Origin of the sequence: Streptomyces sp. NBC_00328 (assembly GCF_036139655.1) — a bacterium.
Taxonomy (GTDB): Bacteria; Actinomycetota; Actinomycetes; order Streptomycetales; family Streptomycetaceae; genus Streptomyces.
The window spans coordinates 632,647-650,072 of sequence record NZ_CP108013.1 but is presented as its reverse complement, the minus strand read 5'-3'; the positions used below and the strand labels follow the sequence as shown (position 1 = coordinate 650,072).

At 69.7% G+C, this 17,426-nt stretch carries 15 protein-coding genes and 1 pseudogene; 7 read left to right on the top strand and 9 right to left on the bottom strand.

From position 1 onward, the window contains the following. Positions 1–94: 94 nt before the first annotated feature. A complete protein-coding gene (locus OG485_RS02705) occupies positions 95–2,554 on the bottom strand; it encodes an alpha-L-rhamnosidase-related protein (RefSeq protein ID WP_328664067.1) in 2,460 nt (819 codons plus the stop codon). A gap of 608 nt (positions 2,555–3,162) precedes the next feature. Between OG485_RS02705 and OG485_RS02700 the strand changes: the two genes are divergently transcribed. Then, positions 3,163–3,390: a hypothetical protein gene (locus OG485_RS02700; protein WP_328674853.1), complete on the top strand. Its 228-nt coding sequence runs from the start codon at positions 3,163–3,165 to the stop codon at positions 3,388–3,390. 170 nt (positions 3,391–3,560) lie between these two features. On the opposite strand, the pseudogene OG485_RS02695 reads toward OG485_RS02700, so the two are convergent. Further along, positions 3,561–3,650, bottom strand: a pseudogene (locus OG485_RS02695) (pyridoxamine 5'-phosphate oxidase family protein); the annotation flags it as partial. A gap of 268 nt (positions 3,651–3,918) precedes the next feature. Here OG485_RS02695 and OG485_RS02690 point away from each other — a divergent pair. The 3 genes from OG485_RS02690 to OG485_RS02680 all read left to right on the top strand — a co-directional run bounded on the left by OG485_RS02690 (position 3,919) and on the right by OG485_RS02680 (position 7,602). Beyond that, positions 3,919–5,202, top strand: coding sequence for an MFS transporter (locus tag OG485_RS02690; RefSeq protein ID WP_443048894.1), 1,284 nt, complete (start codon positions 3,919–3,921; stop codon positions 5,200–5,202). Between the two features lie 47 nt (positions 5,203–5,249). Next, on the top strand, positions 5,250–5,726 hold the full coding sequence (locus OG485_RS02685) for a hemerythrin domain-containing protein (RefSeq protein ID WP_328664065.1): 477 nt from the start codon (positions 5,250–5,252) through the stop codon (positions 5,724–5,726). A gap of 379 nt (positions 5,727–6,105) precedes the next feature. Then, a complete protein-coding gene (locus OG485_RS02680) occupies positions 6,106–7,602 on the top strand; it encodes an IMP dehydrogenase (RefSeq protein WP_328664063.1) in 1,497 nt (498 codons plus the stop codon). Between the two features lie 100 nt (positions 7,603–7,702). Here the strand turns inward: OG485_RS02680 and OG485_RS02675 are convergent, their stop codons facing one another. From OG485_RS02675 to OG485_RS02665, 3 genes are all read right to left on the bottom strand, one after another. Beyond that, positions 7,703–8,266 (bottom strand): AAA family ATPase, encoded by a 564-nt coding sequence (locus OG485_RS02675; protein ID WP_328664061.1) that lies wholly within the window; start codon positions 8,264–8,266, stop codon positions 7,703–7,705. 115 nt (positions 8,267–8,381) lie between these two features. Then, positions 8,382–9,296: a PhzF family phenazine biosynthesis protein gene (locus OG485_RS02670; protein WP_328664060.1), complete on the bottom strand. Its 915-nt coding sequence runs from the start codon at positions 9,294–9,296 to the stop codon at positions 8,382–8,384. A gap of 53 nt (positions 9,297–9,349) precedes the next feature. Further along, a complete protein-coding gene (locus tag OG485_RS02665; RefSeq protein WP_328664058.1) occupies positions 9,350–9,922 on the bottom strand; it encodes a carboxymuconolactone decarboxylase family protein in 573 nt (190 codons plus the stop codon). Positions 9,923–10,065: 143 nt separating this feature from the next. Between OG485_RS02665 and OG485_RS02660 the strand changes: the two genes are divergently transcribed. The 3 genes from OG485_RS02660 to OG485_RS02650 all read left to right on the top strand — a co-directional run bounded on the left by OG485_RS02660 (position 10,066) and on the right by OG485_RS02650 (position 13,003). Then, a complete protein-coding gene (locus OG485_RS02660) occupies positions 10,066–10,368 on the top strand; it encodes a winged helix-turn-helix transcriptional regulator (protein WP_328674222.1) in 303 nt (100 codons plus the stop codon). Between the two features lie 143 nt (positions 10,369–10,511). Next, a complete protein-coding gene (locus OG485_RS02655; protein WP_328664056.1) occupies positions 10,512–10,658 on the top strand; it encodes a hypothetical protein in 147 nt (48 codons plus the stop codon). Between the two features lie 305 nt (positions 10,659–10,963). Continuing rightward, the gene (locus OG485_RS02650; protein ID WP_328664054.1) at positions 10,964–13,003 is read left to right on the top strand and encodes a SpoIIE family protein phosphatase; all 2,040 of its coding nucleotides are present in this window, start codon (positions 10,964–10,966) and stop codon (positions 13,001–13,003) included. 73 nt (positions 13,004–13,076) lie between these two features. On the opposite strand, the gene OG485_RS02645 is transcribed toward OG485_RS02650, so the two are convergent. The 4 genes from OG485_RS02645 to OG485_RS02630 form a co-directional block, all read right to left on the bottom strand. Then, positions 13,077–13,382, bottom strand: a complete 306-nt coding sequence (locus OG485_RS02645; RefSeq protein ID WP_328674221.1) for an ANTAR domain-containing protein — start codon at positions 13,380–13,382, stop codon at positions 13,077–13,079. 141 nt (positions 13,383–13,523) lie between these two features. After that, positions 13,524–14,264: a class F sortase gene (locus OG485_RS02640; RefSeq protein WP_443048646.1), complete on the bottom strand. Its 741-nt coding sequence runs from the start codon at positions 14,262–14,264 to the stop codon at positions 13,524–13,526. Between the two features lie 91 nt (positions 14,265–14,355). Next, positions 14,356–14,847 (bottom strand): sortase, encoded by a 492-nt coding sequence (locus OG485_RS02635; protein WP_328664052.1) that lies wholly within the window; start codon positions 14,845–14,847, stop codon positions 14,356–14,358. 401 nt (positions 14,848–15,248) lie between these two features. Next, a complete protein-coding gene (locus OG485_RS02630; RefSeq protein ID WP_328664049.1) occupies positions 15,249–17,249 on the bottom strand; it encodes an ABC transporter ATP-binding protein in 2,001 nt (666 codons plus the stop codon). Between the last annotated feature and the right edge of the window lie 177 nt (positions 17,250–17,426).

Sequence of the window (17,426 nt, the reverse complement as noted above, 5' to 3'; positions counted from 1 at the left end):
AGGGCGCCGGGGGCTTCGCCTACGTGGACGGCGAATTGAACGACGGTGAACTACTGCTTCTGGGAGCCCCTCCACGAACTTGTGCGGAGCAGCCCTAGCGTGAAGTGACCTTGTAGCTGCCGTGCTGCTTCACCTTCAGGTAGACGTAGCCGGATTCAAAGTGACCACCGGTAACTCCAGCCGCAGCAGTGAAGGCCCCGTGGCGCCACACCACCTTGCCGTTGACGGCGACGGTGCGGGCCTGGCCGGAGACCGGGATCGCGATGGTGCCACTGGTGGCCCTGGGGGCGTTGACGGTCAGACTGAACCGATCGGCGCCACTCTTGGCAGTCCAGCGGACGTCGATGTCGCCGTGCGGGGTAGGGACACTTCCTCGCGTCCAGGTGAGGTCTCCGGGGTGGGGCTGGACTGTCCAGCTGGTGTATCCCGCTGTATCCGGACGAACGCCCAGGACGTAGCTCGACAATGCGGATGTCGGGGTTGTGGACCACCCGTGGGACAGGCTCGTCCCCGAACCCAGGCCGGGTGTCCCGTCGCGGCCGGAGATGTTCTCCCACATGGTCCCGGTGCTGTTCGGGCCCGCAGCGATCATGTGACCCCACACATTGTGCAAGAGCTCTTGCGCGTTCGCGGTGTCGCCGGCCGCCAGGCGTGCCTGGAGTTCGAACCCACTGATGAAGGGGCTGACCAGGTCTTTGTTGCCTGCGTCGGAGGAGAAGGGAAGCGGTCCGTAAGGGGAGCTCCACAGGGCCGACTTGAGCTTGGCCAGGATCTCCTCATGCTTCGAGGACGGCGCGACTCCGTAGAGGACGGCCAGGGCGTTGGCGTCCTGCGCGACTCCTGACTGGGTGTCACTGATTTTGTAGAGGCCGCTCTTCGAGTCGTAGAGACGTTCATTGATCCGCGTCTTCAGCGTCTCGGCATCCGCCCTGTAGGCAGCGGCTTGCGAGGCCTCTCCTGCGGCGGTCGCCAGTGCCGCACCGTCGAGCAGTGTCTTGTAGTAAAGGATGTTGTAAGCGGAGACCTCGCCGCCCTTGTCGCTGTCGTAGAAGTTCCAGTCCGCGCCGTCGACTCCGGCTCTGGTCGAGAACAAACCGTTCCCGTCGAGCCGCGTCGCGTTCCAGGCGAGCTCACGCTTGACGACGGGCCATTGCCTGGCGATGAAATCCTTGTCGCCGGTGTGGAGGTAGTAGCTTGCCAGGCCGGTGACGAAGTACATGGAGTACGTGGCAGAGTAGGTGGTCGTGTCGCCCGGGGTGAGCGGTCCGAGGTGCGGCACGGTCGCCGGGTGAAGGGCGCCGGGAACGAACCCGCTGGAAAGCTGCCGGCTGCCCAGCAGGTTCAGGGACTGCTTGATGTACTCCGGGTTGTTCACGGAGTAGTAGTCGGTGAGGCCCTCGACCAGGATGTCGCCGCTCCAGATCGCACGGTCGCGCCTGGCTCCATCGAGCACCGACGCCAGCGCGTTGGACCCCGGTGGAGTGAAGTCGGCGAGCGCGGTGGGAGTGGTCAGAGGGGTGCTGTAGAGCGTCGTGCCCGTACTGCTGACGACAGTGAGGTCCTTGAAGGCCGCCTTCTCGTCGCCGAACTCACGAAACCCTATGGTCCCAGCTGGATTGGCAACGGCGCCGGAGGGCAGAGCCGACGTGTCGACGCGGTCGATCTGCCTGCCGTCCAGCGAGATCGTCATGCTGGTTCCGGACACCGTGGTAGCCACTGTGTGCCAGGTCCCCTCGTCCACGGAGGACGGCAGAGCTACGGAGCCGAGGCTGGTGTAGGCCCCGTCATGGACGTTGAACTTCTGCAGCGTGTTCGGGGCACCGCCGGTGTCGGTGCTGTCGTCGAGAATGAACAGGTAGCCGTTCTGAGAGTTCTGCGCGCGGACCATCCACCCGGCCTGGTTGTGGAGAATCTTCGTCCGGAAGGTCGTCGTGTAGTCGCTCCAGGAAGCTCCACGATTCAGGACCCCGGCACCGTCATTGATCTTCGAACCGCCGGCATTCAAAGCGCCGTCCTGGACGGACCAGGACCCGGGAAGGGAGTTGGCCGGAACGAGATCGGTCTGCAAGGTGTACGCACCGGCGTACCAGATCTTGTTCAACTCGTCCGAACTCGAGAGGAAGTGGCCCCCGTACCCGTCCGCCTGGGTGCGGTCGGCGATGTAGTTGATTCCGACCTTGCTCAGTGTCAGGCGGCCTGGCGCGGAGAGCGTGATCTGCTGGTACCGCTCGCCTCCCTGCGCGGAGCGGTTGGTGATCGTGCCCGGCCCGGAGACCTGGTAGGTGTCGGACCGGGAACTGTCGCCGTCGGCCCACGGCGGCGACCCGTCACCGGACGGGCTCATGTACTGCAGGCCCTCGCTGTACGCGGCCTTCAGGGTCGGGGACCCGGACTTGGCAGAGACGTTGAAGTAGGGCAGGCCGCCTACCTCTTGGCCGTAGTCGAGAAGGACGGTCGGTGCTTCTCCGCCGTCGACGTAGGTCAGCGTTGCTCCGCCCGACCCCCCGCACAGAAGGTTCCGGGCGCCTTCGACAGCGCCTGACGTGCTGACCACGGAAACCGGGCACACATCGGAACGCTTCGGAGTCTGGACGTACTCCCGCCAGTCACTGGGGACTCGGGGCGCCTTGGAGTGGGCCGCACGCTCTGCGGAGACGAGAGCCGGCGTCGCCGCTGTGGCGGACGGTGCCATCGGCTGGGTGAGCATGGCGAGGATGAGGGCTAAGCCCAGCGAGATGGCCGCGCCGGTCGAACTGCGTCTACGGGGTGGATGCCTTCTGCCGTACATGATCATGCGTACTCCGAGGTTGCGGGTGCTTCCCTTGACGATCCGGACGCGACGATGCTCCGCCGAGGAATGCGCAGGCCAGGGCGGGCGGATGACGGCTCGAATTATTTTGAAACGATTCAATTCGATTCTGCAAGACGCAAGCTATGCAGGAGCCATGAGTACGTCAACCCATAGCGCAGGCCTTGTCGTGTCGACCAGGCCTGCCGGCGGGCCGAGGAGGCTCTCGGGACTGACGGGTGCTGCTGGACCAGGCCGATGCTCCTCGGGCGTTCGGCCTCGGTGATCCGTCGTTTTGCGGCCCTGCCCGCCCAGATCCTCCAGCCCGTCCAGGCCCAGGCGGAGGGTGTGCGACTCCGGACGGGATTGCGCCGGTGCGCGGTGAGTTGGAGACGTTCGCGGTGGAGGTGTTCGAGCCGTTTGCGCGCACGGACCAGCGCCGGGTCGGGGACGTCCTGTACGAGGGGCGCGCTGCCCGCATCCACGTCCTCTGCAACGGCCGGGCCGCCGGCGGTGGCCTTGTCCCCGCCGCCCGCGAGCAGTTCGCCACCGTGATCCTCGCGCGGGTCGGCGTCACACCTGGCAGCAACTCGCCCCGATAGCCGGCCCGGCCCCGAAGAACAGCACGCTCCCGGGCGCCGCCCACGTCATCCAGGACGGCACCGCCCACCAGACGCAGTTGCTCCTCCCGACCGACGCCGCCGACTGGCTCACCGCCATGGCGGCCGGAGAGCGAAGATCCTCCGCGACTGCCGTCAGAGGGGCGACAGCCCGCGGGCAGTGGCTGTCGGGTGTACACCACGCGGCCGACCGGGACCTTGGCCGACAGGCGTACGCACTCCTGCCGGTCGAGTTCGTGCAAGGCGTCGTCCTGGGACGTCGAAGCATCGTCGTTCCGTCTGCCCAGGACCGTGTAGGGCCGGGCGGCCCTGGTCCGGGGCCTTGTGGCGGAACGGCCGGGTCCTCATCAGGGACCGTCCGACCGGCAGGCAGGGCCTCTTGGCCCCATGTACGGGGAGGGACGCGGGCCCATGGTGGTGCCTGGGGTTCCGGCCCGCCGGCGAAAGGCCTGCGGTGCCTGGGGGATTCCGGTGCTGCGGCACCACCGTGAGAGGGAGGGGATGGACAGCATGGTCCAGCCATTGAAGTCGAAGGGCGGCAGTTCGCCGTCGGAGGCCCCGGTGTCCCGGCAGGCGTGGCTGATGCTGGCTCTGGCCACCGTCGGCTTCGCCGTGAACTTCTGGGCGTGGGCCCTGGTCAGTCCGCTCGGTCCCCGGTTCAAGGACACACTCGAACTGTCGTCGTTCCAGCAGTCGCTGCTGGTGGCGGTGCCCGTTGTGGTCGGCTCCCTGGGCCGTATCCCGGTCGGCGCGCTGACCGACCGGTACGGCGGTCGCATCATGTTCCCGACCGTGTCGGCCGTCACCATTTTGCCGGTGCTCTACCTCGGCCTGGCCGGGCACTCTTCCCTCACCGCGCTGCTGATCGGCGGGTTCTTCCTCGGCGTCGGTGGCACCACCTTCGCCGTCGGCGTGCCCCTGGTGAACGCATGGTTCCCGCCCGAGCGGCGCGGCCTGGCCATCGGCATCTTCGGCGCCGGTATGGGCGGCACCGCCATCAGCGCCCTGACCACCGTGAAGCTGGTCGACGCGCACGGTACGACCACACCGTTCTTGATCACCGCCGCGGTCCTGGCCGTCTACGCCGTCGTCGCCGCGCTGCTGCTGCGCGACGCACCCGGCCGTGCCGTCCCGACCGAGCCGCTGGGCCGCCGGCTGGCCGCCACCGCCCGCCTGGGCATCACCTGGCAGGCGTCCGCGCTCTACGCCGTGGCCTTCGGCGGCTATGTCGCCTTCTCCGTCTACCTGCCCACCTACCTCAAGACCGGCTACGGCCTGACCCAGGCGGACGCCGCGAACCGCATGGCCGGGTTCGTGCTCCTCGCGGTGGCGATGCGCCCGACGGGTGGCTGGCTGTCGGACCGTATCGGCCCGGTGCGGGTGGTGGCCGGCTCGCTGGCCGTGGTGGTGGCGGGAGCGCTCGTGCAGTCGTCCACACCGGCGCTGGCGCCGCTGGGGACCGTCGCCTTCCTCGCCATGGCGGCCGCGCTCGGTGCGGCCAGTGGAGCGGTCTTCGCCCTGGTGGCGCTGCTGACCCCGGCCGACCAGGTCGGCTCGGTCACCGGTGTGGTCGGTGCCGCGGGCGGTCTCGGCGGCTTCCTGCCGCCCCTGCTGATGGGTTCGCTGTACGGCGCGTACGGCACGTACGCGGCCGGTCTCGCCCTGCTCGCGGTCGTGGCCGCCGTGGCGCTGATCTACACGCTGACCGGTGTTCGCGCCGCCGTGGAAGCCCGCGGGAGCACGCCGGGCAGCACGAGCGCGGGCGAGCACCGCACCGTCGGCCACCCGGCCTGACGGCGAACGGACGAGACCGACGGCGACGAAGGACAGGGAGAAGACCGGTGTGTGAGTACTGCGGCTGCCAGTCGCTGGCGACGATCGACGAGTTGACCCGCGAACACGACGAGGTCGTCCGCCTGATCAGCCACCTCCGCCCCGCTCGCCAGGAGGGTGGCGCGGCGGCGATGGCGCAGGTGGCCCGGGAGATCGCGACCGTGCTCGGCCCGCACACCCAGGTGGAGGAACAAGGGCTGTTCCCCGCCCTGGCCGGGGACTTCCCCGAGCAGATCGCCGCCCTGGAGGCGGAACACCGCCGCATCGAGTCCGTGCTGGCGGAGGTCACCGACGGGGTCGCATCCCCTGACCCGACCTGGCCGGACCGTCTGATGGAGGCGATGGCGATGCTGCGCGATCACATCCTCAAGGAACAGGACGGCGTCTTCCCGGCCGCGCTGGCCAGCCTGGGCACCGAGGACTGGGAAGCGGTCGAGGCCGTGCGCGGCTTGGCGGGCGGCGCACTGGTCCGGCCGACCACCTGACCGGGCCGTGCTCCCGAGCCGTCGGGAGCCCATCACGGAGATCCCGCGTCCTTCACTCCACGAGTGGGGGCGCGGGATCCGTCTGTGCGGGCGGGACGCACCGCCACGGGGGCAGCGGCTCCGGCGGACGGGTGACGTTCACCGGGCCACCACTCCTTCGTGGTGCCACTGAGGGGCACGATTCGTGCTGCGGCCGGCCAGTCGATAAGGTGCCAGGTCACGACCGCACCCGTTCGATCCACGGGCCGGTCAGGGCTCTGCCGCAGTTTGTGGCACCTCCACGGCTGCCTTGTCGACCCCTGCCTGCCCGGGTCCTGGGACACGGGGGCGATCTTCACGGCGGGGCAGTCGGGCCCGGCCGACGGGTCAGGAGGAACGAGTGGCACAGATCATCGCCGAGGTCTCACGGACGTTCAACGAGTTTCTGCTCTTGCCCAACCGGACCCGGACCGACTGCTCGCCCGCGACGGTCGAGCTCCGCACGCCCCTGGTGCGGCACATCGCGGGCGAGCAGTCGGCGATCGAGCTGCATTCCCCGTTCACGTCCGCGATCATGCAGGCCGTCAGCACACCGGAACTCGCGATCGCGCTCGCTCGCAACGGCGGTCTGAGCTTCCTGCACCACAACCAGTCGATCCAGGACCAGGTCGCAGCGGTCTGCCAAGTGAAGAACTTCAAGGCCGGATTCGTCACCAGCGATACGAACGTCCGGCCTGACGACAGCCTGGGTCTCCTGGTCGACGTCATGCGCCGCACAGGTCACAGCACCGCCGCGGTCACCCACGACGGGACCGCCACCGGACGCCTGCTCGGCCTGGTGACCTCCCGCGACTTCCACCCGCAACGCCACGACCTTGCCGAACCGGTCAGCGAGCGGATGACCACCATCGCCGAATTGCCCCATGCCGGGCCTGACGCCACGCTTTCCGAGGCCAACGCCCGGCTGTGGGACGAACGGCTGGACTGCCTCCCAGTGGTGGACGGCGAGGGCAACCTGCAGTATCTGGTGTTCCGATCCGACTACACGGACAACAAGCGATTCCCGAACCAGGTCGTGGACGGCGCCAAGCGCCTGCGCGTGGGTGCGGGCGTCAACACCCATGACTACCAGGAGCGCATTCCGGCCCTGGTGGAGGCGGGCGCGGACGCGTTGTGCTTCGACTCGTCCGACGGCTACAGCGACTGGCAGGCACAGGCCCTGACCTGGGTGAAGAAGCACTATCCCGAGATCCCGGTCGGCGGCGGCAACGTGGTCGACGGCGAGGCGTTCACCTTCCTCGCCGAGGCGGGGGCGGACTTCGTCAAGGTCGGTGTGGGCGGCGGTTCCATCTGCATCACTCGCGACCAGAAGGGCATCGGCCGCGGCCAGGCCAGCGCTGTGCTGGACGTCGCGGCCGCCCGAGATGCCTTCCGCGAGCGCACCGGCGAGTATGTGCCGATCTGCTCCGACGGCGGCCTGGTCCACGACTACCACGTGGCCCTGGCGCTGGCGATGGGGGCCGACTTCGTCATGATGGGGCGATACTTCGCGCGCTTCGACCAAGCGGCCGGCGCGAAACTGCCCACCCGCGACGGCTTCGTGAAGGAGTACTGGGGTGAGGGCTCGAACCGCGCCCGCAACTGGCAGCGCTACGGCCAGGGAGCCCAGGGGCTGGTCTTCGAGGAAGGCGTGGACGGCTACGTCCCCTACGCGGGCGACCTCAACGAAGGGCTCGCCCTGACCGTCGCCAAGCTCAGGACCACGATGGTCTCCTGCGGTTCCGCCACCCTGCCGGAGTTCCAGTCCACGGCCCGGCTGACCCTCGTTTCAGACCAGAGCTTCCAGGAGAGCCACGCCAACGTCACCCTGCGAGACACCCCGACGACGGTCTCCTGACAAGCCGCCGAGGCCCATCGAGGACTACTGGCCGGGGGGAATAGCGCACGGCCGGACAAACCCCTCCCGCCAGTAGTCCGGGGGGCTGCGCTCGACAACGTCATCCCGTTCCCTCGACCGACAACTTGAGAAGGCCACCCACGCGAGCCAGTACTTCGTCGGCCAACTCCTTCGGGGTCAGCTCGCCGTCCAGGAACACGGTGTCAGTGGGCAGCGTGTTCATCGCGGTCGCGCACGGCTCGATCCTGGCCTTGCACCACTGCCGGACCCGCTCATCCTGCCCGGGATCGTCCGGCGTGAAGCTCCGTCCGTCGATCCGCTTCCTCAAGACCTCCTCGGAGACCTTGAGGAAGAAGTGATGGACCGCGGTCCCCGCGTCCTTCAGAGCACCGAAAATCTCCTCGGCATACCCCGGGTTGACCAATGTCATGGGGACAAGGACGGGCCTCTGGTACTCCTCGACGAGTCCTGCGGCCAGGTTCGCGACTTGCCGTCGCCATAACCGCAGATCCTGGAAATCGCCGGTGGGGACCTCCACGATCTCGCGCAGTACATAGCCGACCATCTCCGGGTCATAGACCAGTGCCTCGGGCCAACGCGGACGCAGTTCGTCGACCAGTGTGCTCTTCCCGCTGCCGAACGCGCCGTTCACCCAGACGATCACACGCATCTCCCCGTCACTGATGCCCTCATCGGGCACGACCGTCGCCGGAGCCACACACCACGACGCACCGGTGGGGCCGAATCACACGGCAGATCATCCCTGAACGCTCGCCAACTCAGTGGGCGTTCGGCCCTTTTGTCCACCTGGACAGGTGGAGCACCTGCCCGATCCGTGCGGCGCCGGTGATGTCGACCGGGGGACTCGGTGAACCGTGGGAACTGTGGCCTGTTCCGGTGGTGACCGTGGAAGGAAAGCCCAGGGCGTCGCCCATGTCGACGTCGATCCGGGTGGTGCCGTGCCGGGCGAACAGGTGGGCGGCCAGGCAGGCGGAGCTGTTCACGTTGGCTATGTCCTCGGGTACGCCGATCGATGGAGCGAACATGCGGGCCTCGACCCGGGCCGTGGCCGACCCAGGGGAGTGGGCGAAGCAGCCCAGCAGGCCCAGACGGTCACACGCGGCGGCGAGCCGGTCGGGAGCGGGGGACAGGGCCGCGAGAGCGGATCGGTCGGTGACGGGGACCAGCAGTCGCGGACGTCCCAGCGTGGCGACGCGGGCCCCTGAGGACACCGCCGCGGGGAGTCCCAGAACGGGGAGAAGGAGCGCGAGTTCCCGTGACGTGGGCTCACGCAGGTCGATCGGCCCGGCCTCGAAGGTGACATGGACGGACGACGAGGTCCCACGGACCGCGCGCCCCTTGACGACTCGTCCGGACACCCGCGCATCTACCCGGCACTCCTTGCGGCCCGTATGTGCCGCGAGGAAGGCCAGCGCCGCCACGGTCCCGTGGCCGCACGCGGGCAGTTCCCCCTCCCTGGTGAAGAAGCGCGCCGAGACCACGGGCCGTTCGTGCGCCCGGCCGTCCGCCGGAGAGCGGTCGTCCGAGAGGAAGACCGCGTGGGAGGTGCCGGCCAGCGCGGGCACGCGGCGTCGCTCGTCGTCGGTCAACGGGCGGCCGGACCGGACCGGGAGCCCCTCGTCCACGACCGCCGTCGGGCTGCCGCCACGGCCCTCGCGCAAGCATGCCCGCACGAGCGTGACGGGAAGGTCGGACGGACCCGTGGGCGACCCGGACGGGTGACGACTCATCGCGAGCGGGGGAGGAAGTCGGCGAAGTCCGGTGCGCCGGGCTCGTGCGGCAGGCGCGCGGCTCGCGCGGCGAAGCTGACGGCGTGGTACCAGCCGCACAGCAGGAGCAGGTCGAGCAACCGGAGTTCGTCGAACGCCGATGCGAGCCGTGCCCACAGCGCGTCGTGGATGTCGGAGCGCTCGTGCAGCGCGTCGACGGCCAGGATGAGCAGCCGTTCCCGCTCGGACGTCCAGCACGCGTCGGCGGGACCGCCGTGAACCAGCGACGCCGTCTGCTCGTGGGTGAGGCCGGCCCGCTCGGCGTACGTCATCACGTGCACGCCCCACTCGTAGGCGCAGCCGCACCGCGCGCACGTACGGTCGATGACGATCTCACGTTCCCGCAGGGTGAGGGTCAGCTGCCGGCCCAGCTCGTAGCGGCCCCAGCCGTGCATGGCGCCGGTCATCGGGAGGTTTCTGGCGAACATCCGGAACAGTCCGATCGGCGGAGCTCCCCCGGGCATCATCCGCGCGAACAGCGCGTCGGCCTGGTCGGTGTACGGCGGCTCCAGCGGGGTTATCCGCGGCATCGGCTCTCCCGGTAGGCGTTGTTTCGAAATCAGAAACGCGCGGTCGCCGATGCTAGTGTTTCGAATAACGAAACGCAAGGAGGGCCATGTCGACACCGCGCCCAGGAGCGCCGGTTCGCGGCTCCGCGACCGGCCGCCCGGTCATGGCCGCGATGGACCTGTTCGGCCGTCGCTGGGCGCTGCGCATCCTCTGGGAACTGCGCGAAAGGCCGCTCGGTGCCCGCGCGCTGCTGGCGCGGTGCGAGGGCCTGTCGTCGAGCGTCCTCTATCAGCGGCTCCGCGAACTCGCGTCGAGTGGGATCATCGCCAACTCGGCCGACGGCTACGAGCTCACCCGCCTGGGAGCAGCCCTCGGCGACGCACTCCGCCCGCTCGACGACTGGGCGACCGTGTGGGCCCAGGCCCAAGCCCAAGCGCGGGACGGCCAGGATTCCCTGGAAGCGTGAGGTGCCCGGCGTATCGAACCGCCCCGGTAGCGGGTCGAAGCGTGGGCAGGCCCTTGTTGGGCGACGGAGGGCCGCATATCGGTAATGTGGTTGAAACATGCCTAAAGCGGGCATATCGCGAAACTTGGGAGAGGAGCAGGAAGATGCGTCGAGAGTTGGTGCAGAAGAAGCACGACAAGAAGTCCGAGCCCCATGGTCGCGCGCCCGAGGAGATGCCCGGGGAGACGGAACAGCGTCCGCGCCCCGAGGTCCGAAAAGACATCGCGCGAACGTGGTGGCCGGACGGGTAGTCCGTCAGGCTCACGGTGCCGCTTCAGGAGCGTGCCCGGGGCTGCCGTGGCACGTGAACCGGACCGCCGAGTCCGGGCGCGGGAGGAGGCTCGCCGCTGTGTCGACCAACCCGGGAGGGGTGAGTCCAGACCGCGGTGAGCGGTCGATCCGCGCCGACACGCAGAGTGGTGCCGGGGGGCCGGGCCACGTCGAGGATTCGAGCGGCGCCGGAAAGCCGGGCCGCGTCGCGGAGCCGAGTGGTGTCGAGAAGCCGAGTGGTGCAGGGAAGCCGAGTGGGTTCGAGCCGCTGGTGGAGTCACTCGTCGTGGCCGTCCGTCGCAGCGGGGCGTCAGGCGGCGGCATCTACCTCGTGGACGAGACCAGCCGGCTGCTGGGACTGAAGATCGGGTGCGGGCTGCCCCGCGACATCGCGGTGTCCTGGCGGCAGGTGCCCGTGACGGCGTCCGTCCCGGTCAGTGACGCGTTCCGTGAAGACCGTGTGGTGTGGGTCGGCTCGCAGGAGGAGATGGCCCGCTCCTATCCGCAGACCGCGGCGGCGTTGCCCTACCGCTACGCCCTCGCCGCCGCACCGCTCGCCGGCCGCAGCGGCTCCCGGGGTGTGCTGTTCCTGATCTGGCCGGCCAGCCACTCCGGCCGGGCCTCGCCCAGGGAAAGGGCGAATTTCGCCGCTCTCGGCCGACGGGTCGCCCGGGTGCTGGAGGACGCGGGCAGAGCACTCGTCCCGCCCGACGAGCCACACATGATCCCCGTGGACGGCGCTTCCGAGAGCTTCGTCCTGTCCGCCCACGCCCCCGCCGATCTCCTGGAACGCCTGCCGGAAGGCTTCCTGGCCCTCGATCTGGAGGGCAGGATCACCTTTCTCACCACCCGGGCCGCGTCCCTCCTCGGCCGCCACGTCAGCCGGCTCCTGGGAACCCGGCCCTGGCAGTCCCTGCCCTGGATGGACCAGGTCCTCGTCGAGGACCACTACCGCACCGCGGTCATGAGCCGCGAGCCCGTAGGTTTCACCGTTCTGCGGCCGCCGGACACCTGGCTGGACATCGATCTCCATCCCGATTCCAGCGGCATCAGCGTCCGCGTCAGCCCTCGCCGTTCAGAGCCCCGTGACCGGCCCGGCACGGTTTCTCCCGCAGCGCCCGAGGCCTCAGTCGGCCGGTTGTACCAGCTGGTGCACCTCGCGGCGGCCCTGACAGACGTGGTCGGCGTGCAGGATGTGGTCGACCTGATCGCCGCCCAGATCCTTCCCGCGTTCGGGGCCGACGGCATGGTCCTGTCCGCGGCCGACGCCGGCCGCCTGAAGATCATGGGCCACCACGGCTACGACCCGCAGACCATCGAACGCCTCGACGGCCTTCCCGTGGCCACCAGCCTGACGCCCGCGGGCGAGGCGCTGATCGGCGGGATCCCCCTGTTCTTCTCCGACCCCGACGAACTCGCCCGTGCCTACCCCGCCGCACCGAGGATCAGCGGAAAGCAGGCCTGGGCCTTTCTCCCGCTCATCAGCGACGCCCGCCCCGTCGGCTGCTGCATTCTCACCTACGCCCGCCCCCACGCGTTCACGGCCGACGAACGGGCCGTCCTCACCTCGCTGGGCGGCCTCGTCGCCCAGTCCCTCGACCGGGCGCGCCTCTACGACGCCAAGCAGGCCCTGGCCCACACGCTCCAGCAGGCGCTCCTCCCGCGGAGCCTGCCCGCCCTCAGCGGGCTGGACGTGGCGGCGCGGTACCTCCCCGCCGGTCACGGCATGGACGTGGGTGGTGACTTCTACGACCTCATCCGGCTCGACCACGTGACGGCGGCGGCTGTCATCGGCGACGTCCAGGGTCACAACATGGCGGCCGCCGCGCTCATGGGACAGGTCCGTACCGCCGTCCACGCCACCGCGGGCGTGCGGCCCGACGAAGTGCTCGCCCGCACCAACCGCGTCATCGCCGACCTGGAACCCGACCTCCTCGTCTCCTGCCTGTACGCGCACCTCGACCTCGCTCGCGGTCGGCTGAGCCTGGCCAGCGCGGGCCACGTACCACCGCTGCTGCACCGTCCGGGGGAACGTCCCGGCGTGCTGGAGATCGAGCCAGGTCCGTTGCTCGGCATCGGTGTGGAGCTCCCGTACCCGGTCACCACCGTCCCGATGCCCCCGGGAACCACCCTCGCCCTGTACACCGACGGGCTGGTCGAAGTGCCCGGCACCGACCTCGACCTGATGACGAGCGGTCTCGCACAGCTCCTCGCGGGCGGATCACGGCTGGACCGGCTCGTCGACAGGCTCATCCACCACTCCTGGCCCCATGGCCTTCCGACCGACGACATCGCCGTACTGCTCCTGAAGACCGGTGAGGCCTGAAGCCTGTGACCGACCCGTCGAATTGGCGTGTGTCTGCGATCGTGGGCCGACGCCGGGCACAAGCCCGGCGGCGTCACATGTCCGCCTGCCGGTGTCCGGGGATCCGTGCGAGCTGCCGCTCCAACTCGTTGCGGATGTCGGGCGGCAGCTCCTCGGTCCGGGCCCATTCGATGACCAGTTCCGCCACGTTCCTCAGCTTGATGTTCGTCCGCTGCGAGATCGTCCGGAGGACGTGCCACCCCTCATGCGGCGTGAGTCCTCCGAGCGCCAGCACGACGCCGATCGCCTGGTCCACCACGGCGTGCGACCGCAGTGCCTCCTGGAGCTGGATGTTCTCCCCCTCCAGCTCCCTCAAGCGTGCCGTGACGCATGCCTCCAACGACGTCGAAGAGGTCGAGTCCAACTCGTCGCCCCCAGTCACCGTTTCCTCCGCGGTCCGGTCTCCGATACGGATTGTCTGCTTGCCCCCGTCCTTGCCCGCATGCCCGGCTACGGCGGGTGGAAGCTCGGTCCGGGACATTCAGAGAGATGGATCACCCGAGTCGGTTCGAACGCCTTCGGCGGCGCGCTGCCCCGCCAGGGCGTGGCCCTTGGGCTGCCGCACCGCGGTGAGGGTCGCGTACACCACGACATTGCCGCTGTATCCAGTGCCCCCGGCCGGTCCGCCGCAGGTGATCACGCGCAGTTCGGGCCGGCCGGAGGTGCCGTAGACCTTCTTGTCGGGGAAGCGCTCCTTGTCGTAGACCTCCACGGCATCGACGGTGAAGACGGCGGTACGACCGTCCGCCCGGCTGATCTCGATCGTTTCGCCCTTGGTGAGCGCGCCGAGCTTGTAGAAGACTCCGCGGCTGCCGGCGCGGGTGTCCACATGCCCGGTGGTCACGGCCGTGCCTCGTGACCCCGGAGCCGTGCCTCCGGCGTACCAGCCGGCGAGACCGGCTTCGTCGTCGGGCGGGGGCTCCAGAGCCCCCGCCCGGTCGAGCCCCAGCCGCGCCAGCCGAGCGTTCACACCGATCGCCGGGATACGGAGCCGGACGGGCTCGGCGCGGGGCAGCGGCGGGACGGCGGGGTGTCCCGGCGGGGCGGCAAGGCCCGCCGAGGGGGTGGAGAAGGCCTGGTCGGCCGAAGGCTGCGGGGGCCGCCTGTCGACCATCGTGCCGAGCACCAGCAGACAGCCCGCCACCAGTGCCAGGACCAGATACGTGACCGGTGGGACGAACGTGCGCGGGGGTGTGCCAGCCTCGTTCCTGGATTCCTTCAACGTCGGGCCTCTTGCCTGGAGGGAGCCGGGTGGAGTTCGTCCCCGCGGTGCCGGGAACGAGACTGGGGGCCGAGGCGGCCGGAGCGAAAGGTCAGGACCCGGCGCCGTGCGAGCGCCGGCGCAGCCTGAACAGTGCCCCGGCCGCGGCCGCGGTGATCAGCGCACCGCCCACGGCGATCTGTGTGTCGGTGTCCTGGGCGTCCCCGAAGCCGGCATGGATGGCACCGTTCGGCTGCCGGTCCGCGATCTCGTACGTGTCCGTGAGCTTGATCCGCGGCGGGCACTTCACGGTGACGGTGTCGGTGCCGGACGCCCCCTCGGCCGGGATCTGGAACTCTCCCGCGAGCACGCCCTTGCGGCTGCCCTCGAAGAGATGGAACTGACCCCCCGCCGCGGACTCGCCCTTGCCGTACGTCACGTCCGGGCCGCAGGCCGTCGTGGTGACCGTGACCGTGGTGCCCGGCAAGGCGTTGCCCGGGTAGATGCGGAGCTCCGAGTCACCGGCGGCCACAGCGGCCGGGCTCGGCAGAGCCAGGACGCCGAGGAGCAGTCCGACACCGACGCCAACATGTGTGTTTCGCAAGGGAATCCTCCGACGATGCAGTGGCCGACCTGTCCGCTCGGCGCTCCTGTGGTCTCCTCCGACGAGAAAACCGACGCTCCGTCAGGTCCGCAACAGGAGCCATCGGCACAGGCATCACCCGGGCGGCCGCGGTGACCGCACCCCGCGGGAGCGTTTGCGCAGGTCCCCGAAGCGGGCGCGCGGCAGCGGACGTGCGCCACAGGAAGCGGATGGGCTAACGGGCTTCATCCCCGAACGGGCCAAGGGGGGTACGGCCGCAGCCGAATCGCGGGGGACGCCGCGCACCGCGTGCCGGCCCATCGGCGGCGAAGGCCGACGGGCCGGGAAGTGTCGGTCCGAGGGCGCCGGGTTCATCGAGTGCGAGCGCGGCGGGTACGGCGATGACCGTCATCGCTACGGCGTCATGCGGGGTCCGCGACGACCGGTGAGCCGGGGGAGGTGGGGTGGGGGAGGACGATGCCGGTGGGCGCGTACTGGGCCGCCTGGGCGGCGAACATCGTGGCGTAGCGACCCCGGGCCGCCACGAGTTCGTCGTGACGGCCCTCCTCGACCAGCCGTCCCTGATGCAGGACGTAGATGCGGTCGGAGTGGCGGACCCCGGACATGCGGTGGGTGACGAGGACGACGGCGCGGTGCGGGGAGGCGAGCCCGCGGATGCGGTCGAACGCCTCGATCTCCGCCTCCGGGTCGAGGGCGGAGGTGGGTTCGTCCACGATGAGGACACTGCCCGCCCGCGAGGTGGAGCTCCGCCAGTGCGTGCGGGCCAGACCGACCTTCTGCCACTCGCCGCCGGACAGCTCGATGGCTCCGCGGAAGACGCGGGCCAGCAGACTGTGGAGCCCGTCGGGGAGTTTGGCGATGACCGGGCCCGCTCCCGCGTAGTCGACGGATTCCCGCAGCTGTTCGGACGAGGCCTCGTGTTCGGGGCGGCCGATCCGGATGTTCATCGCGGCCGTCACGGGCCAGCGCTCGAAATCCTGCGTGAGCAGCGCGACGCGCTCGAAGACCTGGGAGCGTTCCAGCCCGGTGACGTCCAGGTCGCCCCATCGCACCGTTCCTCCCTGAGGGAGCAGCAGGCCGGAGAGGACCTTCATCAGGGTGCTCTTGCCGGAGCCGTTCTCACCGACGACGGCCGTGACCGAGCCCATGGGGATGGTGAGCGTGACCCGGTCCAGCGCCGGATCGTCGCGGTCGGGGTATCGGTACGTGACCTCGTCGAGCGTGACCTGCTTGACGTGCTCCGGAACGGGACCGCCCGTCGTGGGGATGGCGCGTTCGGCCGCCTCGGTCAGGAAGCGCCCATGGTCGCGGACATACAGGGACTCCTCGTGCAGGGTGTTGACGTTCATCACCAGCGCGCCCAGGCTCGCCGATCCCGACCGGACGGCGATCACCGCCGTGCCGGCCACCGCCAGACTCATGTGTCCGCTCATGACCAGCCAGATCATGGTCCCGTACGTGGCGGCCATGGCCAGGCCGGACAGCGCGGCGGCCACCCACTCGGTGATCGCCTTGCTGGAGGCCAGCCGTTCCTGTTCGGCCTCCGCACTGCGCGCCATGCGTTTGTACCGGCTGAGCAGGAAGGGACCGACCCCGTGAATACGTACCTCCTGGGCGGCGGTACGTTCGGTGAGGAGGTTGCCGATCAGCCGGCTGGCCCGCAGGTGCTCGATCCAGCTCATCACCGACACATAGCGTTCCTGGGCCACCCGCATCGCGCCCCAGCCGCGCGGGGCGGCGATGAGGATGAGCATCGGCAGCAGCGCCGGGTGCAGCACGGTCAGTACGCCCGCCGTGGCCACCAGGGAGATCGTGCTGTTCAGCGCGGCCACACAGGCGCTGATCATGCGGCGGGCGGAAGCGGGGCCGTACTGGGCGACGTCGATCAGCCGCCGGAAGTCCGGGTCGTCGATGGCCTCCAGTTCCACGGAGGCCGCGGCGGCCAGGTACTGCGTGGTGGCGATCCGCTCCACGAGCGGTTCCAGCCGGCCCGCCCGGGACGTGGACCAGCCCGCCAGCGCGGAGTTGACGACGGCGATCGCGGCGGCGGCGAGCAGGCCCGGCATCAGAGCGTGCAGCCGCTCCACCGCGGTGCCGACACCGAGCAGTGCGTGCATGACCGCGTTGACGGCGAGGAGCGCGACGGCGGCGGCGACGCCCTGCCCGATCTCGCTGGCCCCGACGGCGATGAGTGCCCGTCGATCCGTGCTCCACGCCATGCGCAGGGTCGCTCCGACCAGGGTCGGCATCGACCGGAGTGCGGACAGCATGGTCAAGTCGAGCTGTGCGTGCTCGTGTTGGGACCAGCCCATGTCGTAGCGCAACGGGCCGCCGAACAACTCGCGCTCCGCGTCGGACACCTCGGGCTCGGCGAGCCGGACCTTCCCGAAGAACCTCTTCACACCACGCCTCCCCGCGTGTGCCGGTTCCGTGCTCTGGGCTCGCGGCCATGACTGAGCATCAGTGAGAAGACATAACCGGGTGTCGGCACCCACCGTTGAGCAGGTAACCGCCATGGGTCGGACGTCAGCATCTGAGGAGCCTGCCCAGTCGGCGCGTGACCATGTCCCATACGTCGG